The organism is Arthrobacter gyeryongensis, assembly GCF_039543785.1.
Taxonomy (GTDB): domain Bacteria; phylum Actinomycetota; class Actinomycetes; order Actinomycetales; family Micrococcaceae; genus Arthrobacter; species Arthrobacter gyeryongensis.
Genome location: NZ_BAABKK010000038.1, coordinates 1 through 13,819 on the forward strand (window position 1 = coordinate 1; position 13,819 = coordinate 13,819).

The 13,819-nt window shown below is 67.1% G+C and carries 10 protein-coding genes; 6 read left to right on the forward strand and 4 right to left on the reverse strand.

Translation table 11 applies throughout. From position 1 onward, the window contains the following. The coding region (locus tag ABEA18_RS22860; protein ID WP_345453147.1) for a recombinase family protein at positions 1-786 on the forward strand (786 nt) is incomplete at its 5' end. 628 nt (positions 787-1,414) lie between these two features. Here the strand turns inward: ABEA18_RS22860 and ABEA18_RS22865 are convergent. After that, positions 1,415-2,386, reverse strand: coding sequence for an MIP/aquaporin family protein (locus ABEA18_RS22865; RefSeq protein WP_345453150.1), 972 nt, complete (start codon positions 2,384-2,386; stop codon positions 1,415-1,417). A 245-nt stretch (positions 2,387-2,631) separates the two neighbouring features. On the opposite strand from ABEA18_RS22865, the gene ABEA18_RS22870 reads away from it, so the two are divergent. Continuing rightward, positions 2,632-3,021, forward strand: coding sequence for a hypothetical protein (locus ABEA18_RS22870; protein ID WP_345453153.1), 390 nt, complete (start codon positions 2,632-2,634; stop codon positions 3,019-3,021). Positions 3,022-3,363: 342 nt separating this feature from the next. Continuing rightward, the gene (locus ABEA18_RS22875; protein WP_345453155.1) at positions 3,364-4,548 is read left to right on the forward strand and encodes an FAD-dependent monooxygenase; all 1,185 of its coding nucleotides are present in this window, start codon (positions 3,364-3,366) and stop codon (positions 4,546-4,548) included. Positions 4,549-4,607: 59 nt separating this feature from the next. Here the strand turns inward: ABEA18_RS22875 and ABEA18_RS22880 are convergent, their stop codons facing one another. Genes ABEA18_RS22880 through ABEA18_RS22890 form a run of 3 tightly spaced genes read right to left on the reverse strand, consistent with a single transcriptional unit; the run spans position 4,608 to position 8,267 of the window. Beyond that, on the reverse strand, positions 4,608-6,728 hold the full coding sequence (locus ABEA18_RS22880; RefSeq protein WP_345453157.1) for a redoxin domain-containing protein: 2,121 nt from the start codon (positions 6,726-6,728) through the stop codon (positions 4,608-4,610). Then, positions 6,725-7,756, reverse strand: a complete 1,032-nt coding sequence (locus ABEA18_RS22885) for a cytochrome c oxidase assembly protein (protein ID WP_345453159.1) — start codon at positions 7,754-7,756, stop codon at positions 6,725-6,727. Before ABEA18_RS22885 ends, ABEA18_RS22880 begins: the two co-directional genes overlap by 4 nt. A 1-nt stretch (position 7,757) precedes the next feature. Beyond that, complete coding sequence (locus tag ABEA18_RS22890) at positions 7,758-8,267, reverse strand: MarR family winged helix-turn-helix transcriptional regulator (protein WP_345453161.1); 510 nt, start codon at positions 8,265-8,267, stop codon at positions 7,758-7,760. Positions 8,268-8,316: 49 nt separating this feature from the next. On the opposite strand from ABEA18_RS22890, the gene ABEA18_RS22895 reads away from it, so the two are divergent. From ABEA18_RS22895 to ABEA18_RS22905, 3 genes are all read left to right on the forward strand, one after another. Next, entirely contained in the window at positions 8,317-10,119 is a 1,803-nt protein-coding gene (locus ABEA18_RS22895) for a chloride channel protein (RefSeq protein ID WP_345453164.1), read from the forward strand. 285 nt (positions 10,120-10,404) lie between these two features. Then, positions 10,405-11,295, forward strand: a complete 891-nt coding sequence (gene lgt / locus ABEA18_RS22900) for a prolipoprotein diacylglyceryl transferase (RefSeq protein WP_345453167.1) — start codon at positions 10,405-10,407, stop codon at positions 11,293-11,295. Positions 11,296-11,489: 194 nt separating this feature from the next. After that, positions 11,490-13,802, forward strand: coding sequence for a transglycosylase domain-containing protein (locus ABEA18_RS22905; protein ID WP_345453170.1), 2,313 nt, complete (start codon positions 11,490-11,492; stop codon positions 13,800-13,802). Positions 13,803-13,819 lie beyond the last annotated feature (17 nt).

Consider the following 13,819-nt stretch of genomic DNA (forward strand, 5'->3'; position numbering starts at 1 on the left):
CACACCGGCCGGTTCACAAAAGTCCCCCGCCTGGCGAAGGAACTGCGTATGCCGACCCCGGCCGGCCGTGGACCGGGCCAGCCCTGGCGGCCGGACGCCCCGCCTCCGGCACCCATCCCCGCCGACACCCCTGGCGCGGACATCCGCGTCGGTTACGCCCGTTGCTCCCACGCGACCCGGGAACTCCAGTCCCAGCTCGATGCACTGGCCGCGCACGGCATTCCGCGCGAAAAGATCTTCGCCGAGCAGGTCTCCAGCCACCTGCGGGTGCGTCCGAAGTTCGAAGCCGCGCTGCAGGCAGCCCGGCAGATCAAAGCCCACGCCCCGCACTGCCGGGTCATCTTCACCGTCTACGAGATGAAACGACTGGGACGGGATTCCGCCGAGCTGACCGCGCTGGCCGATCACCTCGCCGCACACGGCATCGCCCTGGAGATCCTCGCCGGGCCACTCACCGGGATCTACGACCCGGCCGGCACCGGCCGGGTGCTGTTCGCGTTCTTCGCCGCGATGGCCGAAACCGAACGCGAGAACATCCGCGAAGCCACCCTCGAAGGCCTCAACCCGGCCGCCCGCAAGGGAAACAACGGAGGCCGGCCCCCGGTCATCACCGAGGACATGCTGCACACCCTGCTGCGCCGCCGCGCGAACGGCGACTCCCTCCACGACATCCGCAGCGACCTGATCATCCGCAACGGCAAACACAAAGGCCGCAACCCCAGCATGGCCAGCATCTACCGGGCGCTCAGAGCACCAGAAACGCCGGGCCCACCCTCAAGCCGTTGACCAGACCCACCCCTAAATCGCCACGCCCCCGCCGGACACCCGACGCGACGAACCGACCAGACCGCTGCGGTCAGCCATATCCGCCCGATTCTCAGCGAGTACTACGGCGACCCTAAGAGCATCGTGGGCACCGCAAAAGCTATTTCCTTACGGTGATTTTCCCTGCACACCCGACGCTCCTATAGTTGTCAAACGTAAGGTGCTAGTCCGTGGCTGTTCTGTTTCTGCTGTCCACAACCGAGGACAATTCCTCAAGGGTTGCCCACAGCTACCGCTGGCCGGGGGAGCGACTCAATGGCTCCCAAAATTCCCGCTGTGGATAAGTGGATATCCCGAATTGAACCCTGCCGTGGACAGCTCAAAGTCACCTCAATGCAAGGTCGACGTGCCCTGGCCGGTCTCCGTCCGCAGGCGTAAATTGATGAATGGTGTCGCCCGGAGCCAGCCACAGGTCTCCCTCACAGAGGTGTGGAACCGCCAAAATCACCGAATGGGGTGCCCGAACCTCCTCTTCGCAAGGTAGGGCACAGCAGCAGACGGCCGTCGGGACTGCCACGTATCGCTGCGATTCGCAGCTCCCGGGTCCCACGCGGCCGGTGCTGGCGCGGCCGCTTGCTTGGCCTTGTTTTTAGGCTGCCCGTTTCGGTTCGGACGCCGGGGCGATGTCTGCGCCCGCCCGTCCGGGAAGCGTGGGTTCCGCCAGCAGGGTGCGCGCGTGGAGCACGTCCCCGATGAACCAGTCGTAGATCAGCACACCGATCACTCCGCCGACGAGGGGGCCGACGATCGGGATCCAGAAATACCAGCTGAACGCTCCGTCAACGGTGCCCGGCAGTGCCGTCTGTCCCCATCCGGCGAGCCACGCAAACAGCCGTGGTCCGAAGTCACGGGCGGGGTTGATGGCGTATCCGGCGTTCGCGCCGACGGACATGCCGATCGCCGCCACGGCCAGCCCGATCATGAACGGGCCCAGGTTCGACTGCACGGCCGTGTTGCGCATGTCGATGATGGCCACGACGAACAGGACGAGGAAAGCGGTGCCGACAACCTGGTCGACCAGCGGCCCCACGGGATTCCCGTTGAAGTACGGTGCCGGGAACGTGGCGAAAATGGAGTAGGTGGCCAGGCCCTTAGGATCCCCGCGCCCGGTGCCGACAGCCTTGTTATAGGCGTCGATGGCATCGTGATAAAGCAGGTACACCAGCGCGGCGCCGGCGAAGGCTCCGACAATCTGGGCAAGGATGTATGGGCCAACCTTCTTCCACGGAAACTTCCGCCGGACCGCGAAAGCCAGCGTCACGGCCGGATTGATGTGGGCCCCGCTGACCCCGCCGCCGACGTAGATTGCCATCGTTACGGCGATGGCCCATCCCCACGTGATCAACAACCAGTCGCCGGCGGCCATGAAGATCGTGGTGGACGTCGCGGCCCGTCCCGAGCCGGGCAAGGCGGCAACTGCCATGGCCACGACGCCGTCGCCGAAAGCGATCAGGACAAACGTGCCGAGGAACTCGGCGAGGAGTTCACCCCAAGTACCACCCAGTTGCTTGAGGCCGCTTCCCTTGCGGACTGCATTCCTTAGTGGACTGACATCACTCATTCCGAGTGCCTCCTTGAGTCATCCGATTCACCTTTGGAAATTGACAACCCCAGCAACTTCATGGTATGTCGAACGACCTGCGGTAACCAGTCGATTGCCTGAGGTAACCAACGATTTCCCCTGGCATCCATGAGCCGAGGCCTTCCCGTGCCGGCCCACCGTTCCCTGTCGCGGAACAACGGTCCTCGCTAGACTTAAAGCGCGCTGTAGAAAGACGCGGAGTTCGTTTCGGGAAAGGCGCGAACATGACCGACAACAGCAGCTTCGAAGACACTGTCGATGAGACGGGCACGGCGAAGAAGCCAGAAGAACCAGACCTGCGGGGCCGATATGTCGAAGGCGACTATGGCTCAGCCGGGATACAGAGCGGCCGCCATGCGGACGACGAGGAAGGCCAATACATCGAAGGGGATTACGGTGCGGCCGGCAGCGAAGACGGACTGCCCGAACCTCTTGGAGAAAGGGCCAGGGAGTCGGGACGCTATGTAAAGGCAGACTTCGGCGACACTGGATCGACCCCCGGCCGCACCGCCGAGTCCGAGATCGGCCGGTATTCAGAGGGCGACTACGGAACAGACGGCACCGTGGACCCGCTCCGCAAACCCGCCACCGGTGCCGGAACACAGCACAAGTAAGCACCGGCCCTGCCGAACCGGGCTTACCACTCAGCTCCGGCAGGGAATCGGCGGGAGCGATGCCTAAAAACCCAAGCCGCTCAGAAGGCCCTCTCCGGCGCGGCACAGCACCGTTGTTCCTGGCTCTGCCGCAAGTGGGCAGCACGCGGAAATTGAGCAGCGCGCGGAATCGGAGATTCTTAGCCGCCTCGACTTCGCGTTCTCAACCGGAATCCCAACCGTGGGAATGAATCCTTGCTCTGGACAGGCACGGGAAGAAGAGCCAAGAATGAGCCGGCACGGGCCATCGGGACCCTGCCCGGGCGCCTCCTGCCCGGATCGACGGATGCTTCGGGACCGAAGATGAAGGCAGTTGTTGTCGGGGCAGGGATCGCGGGCCTGGTCGCGGCCCGCCAGTTCGGTTTGGCCGGCTGGGATGTCGAGCTCCTCGAAAAATCAGCCGTGCCGCGGCCAGATGGTTACATGATGGACTTTTTTGGTCCGGGAGTGGAGGCCTCGGAGCGGATCGGGCTCTACCCCCGGCTCGCCGCGGTTGCGTATCACGTCGAGGCGGCGGAGTACGTCGACGCGACGGGACGGCCCACTTCCAGCCTCGACTACGACCAGTTCGCCCGCCTTGCCGGAGGAAATGTCCTGAGCCTCCTGCGCCCGGACATGGAGCGGGCCGCCCTCGCCGCGCTTCAGGACGTGGCCCCCGGTAGGGTGCGGGTCCGCTATGGTGCGCCGGTTTCGCGGGTATGGGGCGGTGACGACGGCGTGCGGGTCGCCGTCGATGGCTCCCCGGAGCCGATCAGCGCGGATGTTCTTATCGGTGCCGATGGGATCCATTCCACGGTGCGCGACCAAATGTTCGGTCCCGAAGAGCAGTACTTGCGTCCCTTGGGCATGCGTGCAGCGGCCTTCATCGTGACCGAACCGCTCTTGAACGCCCGGTTCCGGAACCGGTTCGTCCTGACCGATACCATCGACCGGGTGGCCGGGCTTTACAGCCTCCGCTCGGATGAGGTCGCGGCTTTCATGGTCTACCGGGAAAGCACAGACCCGACGGAGGATCTGGGGTCCGGGAGCCCGCGGGAGCGGCTGCGCCGCGAGTTCGCAGGACTCGGCGGGGCAGTGGACAGGCTCCTGGAGCTCTGCCCTGAGCACCCGTACGACGATGTTGTCGCGCAGGTTGTCATGCCGGGCTGGCAGGGAAAACGGACCGTTCTTGTCGGGGACGCCTGCGGGGCCGTGTCCCTCCTCGCCGGTCAAGGAGGCTCGCTCGCCATCGCCGGTGCCGCGCTCTTGGGGGACGTCCTCGGACCGGTGGCCACGGCTGAGGGGATCGGTCCCGCCCTGGCCGGCTTCGAGCGGCGCTGGAGACCCGTGGTTGAGGAGGCCCAGGCAGCCGGGCGGCGGGCAGCGTCGTCGTTCCTGCCGGCAAACGGGTTCCAGCGCCTCCTGCGCCGGTGGATCGTACGGGCAACCCATGTGCCTGGAATCGACCGGATCGTGGCCCGCCAGATCGTGGGCAGGATCGCAAAGTGAAGCCCCGGCCGGGCGCTCGGCCGGGCCGGGCGGTCCCGTAGCTTTGTTTTAGTGCCTCGTTATTGCGGATTGTCTTCGAGGGTGTGGAGGATGTATTCGAGTTGTTCGGTGGTGAACGTTCCTGGGTGGCGTAGGAGCAGCGTGCCGTCCGGGCCGATGATGGCGGTGAACGGCAGGCCTGGTATTTGGTAGGCCCCTGCCGTGGCGCCGCTGGTGTCGGCCAGCAGCGGGTAGCTGATGTGGCTGCGGGCGGCGAGGTCTGTTGCCGGGCCGGCCGGGTCGGCGACGTCGATGCCCAGGAATGCCGTGGAGGATCCGAGGTCCTGGTGGGCTTGTTGGAGGGCGGGTAGTTCCTGGGTACAGGCGGTGCAGGTGCTGGCCCAGAAGTTGAGGACCGTGTATTTGCCTTTTGTCCCGTTCAGGGATGTCGGGGTTCCGGTTTTGTCCAGCGTTGGCAGGGTGAATCCGGGGGCGGGCTGGCCCAGTGCGGCGGGTTTCGCCGCGGTGCCGCCGGAGGGCGTGGGTCCGCCGACCGGGGTGCCGGCCCGGCCGGGCACGAGGTCGGCGGCCGTTTGGGCCATGCCGTGGGCGAAGAGTGCCGTGTTCGCGGATTCGGTGCCGAACTGCCCGATGGCGGCTTCTTTCCCGGCGGGGTTGATGAAGAACAGTTCGGATCCGTGGATGACGTCGTGGGTTTCCGGGTTGATGCCGAGGGGCTCGTGGTATTTGTCGGCCACGGCTTTGAGTTGGGCGGGGGTTCCGGTGCCGAAGACCCAGTTGGGCTCGGAGGCGAGTCCGTGGTCCTGGGTCCAGGCTTTGACGTCCGCGACGGCCGGATGCGCGGTGTTGGCGTTCACGGAGAGGAAGACGACGTCCGCGGCGGCCGCGCCCAGGTCGTGGTCGGCCTCGGTGACGTCCTGGGCCAGGAGAGTGCACAGGTCCTGGCATTGGTCGTCGTTGAAGGAGAGCACGACGGACTTGCCCCGGTATTGGGAGAGGCTGACCTGGGTGCCGTTTTGCCCGGTGAGGGTGAAGTCCGGCGCGGTGTCCAACGGGGCGTGAAGGACGTCGAGTTGCAGGAGTTGGGCCGTGGCGACGTTGATGCCGGGTTCGGCCGTAACGGAGGCTGCGGTGCCCGCCGTCGTTCCTGGCCGGGGCGGGGCCATCAGGAGGATCCCGGCAAGGGACACGGCGATGGTCAGCCCGGCAACTGCCCAGATGCCGGCGGCGATCAGACGGTTCCGCAACGGGGCGGCGCCGGTGGGCGGCGGGGCGTTTCTCATGTGCCGGTGTTCCCTTTCCCGGGGTCGGACGGGGTGGTTGATGCGGGGGGAGGCAGGGGCTCGGTGAGGATGCTGCGGATGATGAGGACGATCGGGGCAAGCACGAGGACGCCGAGTACCAGCGAGGACAGGGCCGGTGCGGCAGCGATCCGGGAGGCAAGCCAGCCCGGGGCCTGCTGAAGGGAAGCTGCCAGGGGCCCTGGTCCCCGCTGGATCCAGCAGCTCGGCCAGCCAGTAATAGGCCAGGTAGGAGCCCGAGACGGTCAAAGTGGCTCCCGAGACTGGTCTAAGCCAGCGTCGAGCTCCCCCGGCCTGACGCAGCGCGGCGGCACCAAAGGCGGTTTTGACCACGGCGGCGGCTGTGACGAAAAGAGCCATGCCCAGGGCGTAGGCGAGGTAGCTCCTGAGCCCGCCGAGGAAGCCTTGGCCGGTGAAGGACCCGGCGACCGCGGCCAGGAATAGCGGCAGGGAGCAGCTCAGTGACCCGGTCGCGTAGGCTACCCCGTACACGGCCATGGCCAGGACCGATCTTCCGGTACGGATCCTTGGCCCGGGAAGGCGGAGGGCTGGTGGGCGGCCGAACAGGGTGGACACCTCGGCCACGGCCATCAGCAGGCCCGCCGTGGCCATGATCGGGGGCAGCCAGCCTGTCGCGAGCCGGGCCCCGGTTTCGAAGAGGAGCCCGAGGACGCCGAACACGGTCACGAACCCTGCGCTGACACTGGCCCCGGCGAGCAGGGCACGGGCCGTCCCGGATCCACGGTGACCGGGACGGCGGCCGCAAAACAGCGCGAGGTAGGCCGGGAGCATCGGGAATCCGCAGGGGTTCACGGCCGCGACGAGCCCGAGCGTGAAGGCGTAGAAGACGGCCCCGGGACCGCTGTCGGGCGGGGTCATCGGCGCAGGGTCCTGTTCTCCAGTGAGCTCAGGTAGGCGTTGTAGTCGGCAAGCTCGGTGTCGCCCTCACGGGACGCGCGCCTGTCAGCGGCCCCGGTGGTGCGCTGGTCCGATTTCTGCCATTTCACGACAAGCACCCCGAGGACCAGGAGGGTCGGAAGCTCCGTGAATCCCCAGGCGATGCCCCCGCCGGCGGCCTGGTCAGCCAGAGGGGACACGTGCCAGCCGGGCACCGGCGTGGTGTAGAACCTGACCAGCAACGCAGTGGACATCATGACCACGACCCCGAAAAAGGCGTGGAACGGGGCGGTAGCGGCCAGTTCGAGCACCGGCAGTACCGGGCCGGCCTTGGCGCGCAGCCCGCCCCGGGATTTCCGCGGGGAAGGGTCGACGCCGATGATCCCCCAGAAGTAGATGAACCCGACGAGAAGGAAGTGCACGAGCATCAGGTTGTGCCCCCACCAGGTGCCCATCAGGTAGTCGAAGACGGGAGTGAAATACAGCCCGTACAGGCTGGTGATGAACAGGGCGAACGTCACGGCCGGATGCATCAGGACGGCGGCAGCCCGGCTGTGCAGGACCCGCAGAACCCCCCGCCTGAGGCTTCCGCGTCCACCCGCTCCTGCCGGCAAGGCCCTGAGCAGCAGGGTCACCGGGGCCCCCATGACCAGGAACACCGGAGCGAGCATGTTCAGGACCATGTGCTGGATCATGTGGATGCTGAAGAGCTCCATCCCGTAGCCCTCGATTCCGGTGGCCGTGACGGACAGCACGGTTGCCAGGCCCAGAAACCACCAGATGCTCCGCACGGCCGGCCAGCGCACACCCCTGCTGCGGAGAACGAGGACACCGCAGCCATAGAGCGCCAGCAGGAGCAGGACGAGCAGCGGCAGAACGGGGACGGGCTGGGGGTGCCAGGCCAGCACGCGGTCCAGGGTGGGTGGCAGGTCCGGCATCCACATCGGCCCGCTCATCATCGCGCCCGGATCCCCGGTGCCCGGTCCCGGCATGGCGGTCGGCGGCGCCATCCTAGATCCCCAGGATCAGGGTCTCGTCCGCGGAGGGCTCCCCGGCGGCGCGGGCGAAGACCTCAAAGCCTGCCCGGACCGCGTCCAGCTCCGCCCCGGAGAGCTTCTCCAGGACCAGTGCGATTTCCTTTTTGCGGGCCCCGGTGACCTCGGCATACACGCGTGCACCCTCTGCCGTCAGGGAGATGATGACCTCGCGGCGGTTGTCGGGGCTGACAGAGCGCGCGATGAGCCCGCCGGCGACCATCCTGTCGGCGAACCGGCTGAAGCTGGACTGGTTCGCCCCTACATGCTGGGCCAGGTCGCCCATCCGCAGCGGTCCGAAGTTGGACAGCACCACCAGGACCCGGAACTGGGGCAGCGTCACCGTGTCCATCACAGGTGCCAGTGACCGGGCGATGACCCCCAGCAGGGCCCGTGAGGCTGACAGGGTGCCCGTGAGGGCGGCATCGTCCGGGGACCCGGATCCCGGATCCCCCGATGGCGGGAGGGCGGTGGTGGTAGTCTTCATACTTGTCATAGTACATATATTGCACCACATCATGCACTGGAGATCTCCCTTGACCGCGCAGCCAGCCCGCTTCCGTCCCTGGTTCGGCCCCGGCCGGACCGGATTTCTCTGGAGGACGTTCACGGGCTCCTCCTATCAGCTGGTGGCCATGGCTGTCGTGGTGGGTGCCGGGGCCGGGTTCGCGGCGGTCGGGTTCCGCTGGCTGATCACCGCGGCGACCTTGTTCTTCAGCGGTACCGCCGATTACTCGGCCGCTCCGGGGGGCAGCGCCCATCCGTGGCTGCCGTGGCTGGGAGGCGCCTTCGTGATCCTGGCCCCGGCGGCCGGGGGCTTGTTGTACGGGCCGCTGGTGAAGCGCTTCGCCCCGGAGGCGCGGGGCCACGGCGTCCCGGAGGTCATGTATGCGGTCAGCCAGCACGGCGGCCGCATCAAGGGCAGGGTCGCCGTCGTCAAGGCGCTGGCTTCGGCGATCTGCATCGGTTCCGGAGGTTCCGTGGGCCGGGAAGGGCCGATCGTGCAGATCGGTTCGGCCCTGGGGTCCTGGCTGGCCCAGACGCTCAGGCTGCCCGAATCCAGGGTCCGGACCCTGGTGGCCTGCGGAGCCGCCGGCGGGATCGCCGCGACGTTCAACGCCCCCATCGCTGGGGTGTTCTTCGCCCTGGAGCTGCTGCTGGCCGACTTTGCCGCCGGCGCGTTCGGCGCCGTGGTGCTGGCCTCGGTCACCGCGTCGATCATCGGCAGGGCCTTCCTGGGCGACCAGGCCTTCCTCCAACTGCCGGCCTTCAACGTCTCCTCGGGCATCGAGTATCCGCTCTTCATCCTGCTGGGCTTGCTCGCGGCCGTCACGGGCATCGGCTTCACCCGGATCCTGTACAAGATCGAGGACGTGTGCGACTGGGCCTGGCGCGGCCCGGAGTGGCTGCGCCCGGTCGTGGGCGGTTTGCTGCTGGGGTCCCTGCTGCTGGTCCTGCCGCAGATGTACGGGGTGGGCTACCCGGTGCTGCAGGCCGGGGTTGCCGGCAGCTATGCCGTCGGTTTTCTCCTGCTGCTGCTCGTGGGCAAAGTAGTCGCCACCAGCCTGACCATCGGCATCGGCGGATCCGGCGGTGTGTTCGCGCCGTCGTTGTTCATCGGCGCGATGCTCGGAGCCGCGTTCGGGGAGGTCGCCGGTTTCCTTGATCCGGCCCTGCACGGCCAGGTGGGAGCCTTCGCGCTGGTCGGGCTGGGAGCCGTTTTCGCCGGCGCGGCCCGGGCACCGATCACCGCGGTGATCATCATGTTCGAACTGACCGGCGAATACTCCATCATCCTGCCCCTGATGCTGGCCATCGTCGTGGCCTCCGGCGTGTCCAAAGTCCTGTCCAAGGACACCATCTACACCCTCAAACTGCGCCGGCGCGGCATTGACCTCGAACGCCACCCCGGCACCGAACTCCTGCGGAGCATAAACGTCGGAGCCGTCATGGACACCCGGCTGCAAGCCCTGCCCGCGGACATGGCCGTCGCCGAAGGAGCCCGCAGGCTGCTCGCCGGGGGACACCTTGCATTGCCGGTAACGGACCGGCAGGGGCTGTTGAGGGGAGTGGTGACCGTGCACTCCCTGTCCGAAGTCCTGAGCAACGACGAGGACCAGGACCGGATCCTTCTGGCAGACATTGCCGAGATGCCGGCCACGGTCCTTCCCACCACGAGCCTCGAATCCGTCCTCGACACCCTCCTGGACTCATCCGCCGGAGCTGGCACCCCGGTCACCGATGAGAACGGCATCCTCCGGGGCTGGATCGACCAGACCTCCGTCCTGCGCATCCTCTCCGGTCCCGGCACACCAGGTCCGGCCCTGACCGGACAATAGTCGTCTTATCGCCGAGTCGGCCTACGGTGCCGTGCCGCGGAGAATCGCGTTCCTGGGGATGTTCCCGCGCGCGGCCTTGGTGTTGGTTGAGGGCCCGCCGTACGGCGAGGCCGGTCCAGATGCCAGCCAGGCACCACCACCAGGGACCGGCGGGCAGTGCCAGGGTGAGGACGACCGCCCCAAGGCTGTTCCGGCCCCGGAGGGCCCTCCGGAACCCGGCTGACTTCAAGGTTGCCGAGCAAGACTGTTTTTGCCCTAACTTCCAGAACAGGATCCCGAATCTCCATGACTGCCAGTGATTCTTTCCTTCCGTCGCCGACCGTGAGTGCCTTTCACCTGGGTCCGGTGACCATCCACTTCTACGCCCTGTGCATCATGGCCGGGATCGCGCTGGCCGTCTGGCTGACTTCCCGGCGTTGGACCGCGCGGGGCGGTGCGCCCGGGCAGGTGCTGGACATTTGCCTCTGGGCGGTGCCTGCAGGGATCATCGGTGGCCGGCTCTACCACGTCGTCACCGACCCGGAGCTGTACTTCCTGCCGGGGAGGAATCCGTGGAATGCCTTTGCCATCTGGGACGGCGGTCTGGGGATCTGGGGCGCCGTGGCCCTCGGGATAGTGGGTGCATGGATCGGCTGCCGCAGGGCAAAGGTCTCTTTGATTGCTTTCCTGGACGCCGTGGCGCCGGGGGTGGTTTTTGCCCAGTCCCTGGGCCGGTGGGGTAACTGGTTCAACAACGAGCTCTACGGGGATCCGACGACCCTTCCGTGGAAACTCCAGATCCATCAGATGGACCCTGCCACCGGGTCAGCGGTGACCGATCCCTCGGGCGCGCCGGTGGTCCTTGGCTATTTCCAGCCCACGTTCCTCTACGAATCGCTGTGGTGCGTCGTCGTCGGGCTGCTTCTTTTGTATGTGGACCGGCGCTTCACGCTCGGGGCTGGAAGCGTGTTCTCCCTGTACGTTGCCGGGTACACGGCGGGGCGCTTCGCTTTTGAACTGATGCGCTCCGACTATGCCAACCTGATCCTCGGACTCCGGGTGAACACCTGGGTTGCCGCCCTGATCTTCCTCGCGGGCGCCGTCGCGTTCGTCCTGCTGTTCCGGCGCAGACGCTCGACGGCCGTGCCCGGAGACTCCGCCCCGCACTCCTCTGAACCGCTGACCGCCAGCGACTGACAGGTCGTGCCGGCACGCCGGCCCGGACCCGACCACACCCAGCCCACGTGCCTGAAATGCGGGCAACGCCCACCACCGGGCGCTTGAGAAGCGCGGGGCACTACGCCCGACAACCAAGACGATCCATCGCCAGAGAACCTGAGGAAGATATGTCAAAGCGGATACCAATTCGGCCCCCGGCGCGTGGACGAGGCGTGGCCCCGGGCGGTGCGGGGTCCAACCCGGCCGCCGCCGCGGCCTCCGGCAGGAACCGGCTCCTGGACACGGGAACAACGCTTGGCCGGGTCCTGGTCTTCCTCGGCGTGAGCGCCGTCTGCGGGATGCTCGTTGCCGGCCTGATGGTGCCCGCCGCGGCCGTGGCCGGGATCACGGCGAACGGCTCGGCCCGGTTCTTCAACGGACTGCCCAGCGAGCTGACCGTGGCCCCTGCCGGGCAGGTGACGAGGGTCCTCGCGGCTGACGGATCCCAGATCGCGACGCTGTTCAACGAGAACCGCACCCAGGTTCCCCTCGAGCAGATGTCCCCCAACATCAAGAACGCGATCATCGCGATCGAGGACTCCCGCTTCTACCAGCACGGGGGCATCGACCCGACAGGCATCCTCCGCGCCCTCGTGACGAACAGCGGCGGGGCCCGGCAGGGCGCGTCCACGCTGACCCAGCAGTACGTGACCAACGTGCTCAACGAGAACCTCATCGCCCAGGGCAAGGACGCCCAGGTCGTGCTCAACGGCCAGAAGAGCATCAACGACAAACTCCGGGAGATGAAGCTCGCCATCGGCCTCGAGAAGCAGTTCACGAAGGACCAGATCCTCGCCGGCTACCTGAACATCGTCGGCTTCAACGCCAACGCCTACGGCATCCAGGCCGCGAGCCAGTACTTCTTCTCCGTCGACGCCAAGGACCTCACCGTGCCCCAGGCGGCCCTGCTCGCCGGCCTGGTCAACGGCCCCTCCCTGTTCGACCCGACCCAGCACCCCGAGGCATCCAAAACGCGCCGGGACCTGGTGCTCGACGCGATGCTCCAGCACGGCTACATCAACGCCCAGCAACACCAGGACGCCGTCAACACCCCGATCCAGCTCAAGGTCAACCCGCCCAAGCAGGGCTGCGCCTACGCCGTCCAGGCCCAGTACTTCTGCGACTACGTCCTCCACCAGATCCAGAACGACCCCGCCTACGGCGCGACACAGGAGGACCGGATCCAGAAAATCATGCGCGGCGGCCTGACCATCAAGACCACCCTGGACCCGCGCCTCCAAGGACCCGCCCAGGCCCAGGTCGACGCCACGACAGGGACGATCCCGGACAAATGGGGCGCCTCCCTCGTGACGGTCCAGCCCGGCACAGGCAAGGTCCTCGCCATGGCGCAGAACTCCCGCACGCTCGCCGGCCAGGGCACCGGCTTCGTCACGACCTACAACTTCAACGTCGACAGCACGGACGCCAACGGCAACGACCTGGGCGGCGTGGGCGGCATGCAGCCCGGCTCGACCATGAAGCCCATGACCCTCGCGGCCTGGCTCGGCGAAGGCAAAACAACGAACCAGATTGTCGACGCGTCAAGGCGTCGCTACGGCGTCAACTACCCGTGGAAGACGACATGCGGGCCCGTCCATGGATGGTTCGACAGCACCCTTCCACCCTCCACGGACCTGCAGAACGATGAACCCGGCTGGTACCGGCCCATGAGCGTCCGGCAGGGCATCTACAACTCAATCAACACCGCGACCTTCGCCTCCCTCGCCGGCCTGAACGACTTCTGCGATGTCCAGCGGGCCGCCGACGCCGTGGGCCTGCACCTGGGCGACGGGAACAACAAGAAAATCGACCTCTCCACCCTGGGCAATATCCTGGGCAGCCAGAACGTCGCCCCCCTGACGATGGCCAACGCCTTCGCAACCTTCGCCGCGGACGGCACGTACTGCGCACCCATCTCGATCGCCGAGGTCGATAACGCCCAGGGCAAGAAAATCGGCGGGCAGGCATCCTCGTGCCAGCCGAACGCCCTGAAACCGGATGTCGCGAAGGCCACCACCAATGTCCTCCAGGACGTCCTCACCAAGGGCTCCGGCCTGCTCATCCCGCAGAAACTCGGCGTCCCGGACGCCGCCAAGACCGGCACCAACCAGTACAACAACCAGACCTGGGTCCTCGGCTACACCAAAGGCCTGGCCACGGCGTCCTTCTTCGGAGACCCCTTCAACGGAAGCGCCGCACGGCTCGGACGCGACATCACGGTCAACGGCAAGTACTACCCCCTGGTGGACGGGGCCTACATCGCCGGACCGCAGTGGGCGCAATACATGCAGCAGGTCGTCGGTCTCTACGACCACGGCGACTTCGACGCCCCGCCGCAGAACCTCATCGGCGGCAACCCGCCACAGAACCGCAGCAGCGACCAGGCCGCCGGCGGGACGGGCCCGGGCCAGGCACCGCAACCGACGGAACCCCAGCTCTCGACAGCAGCCCCGTCGAAACCCGGCAAGGGGAACGGGAAGGGCTGACGCCCTCATCGCGGCAG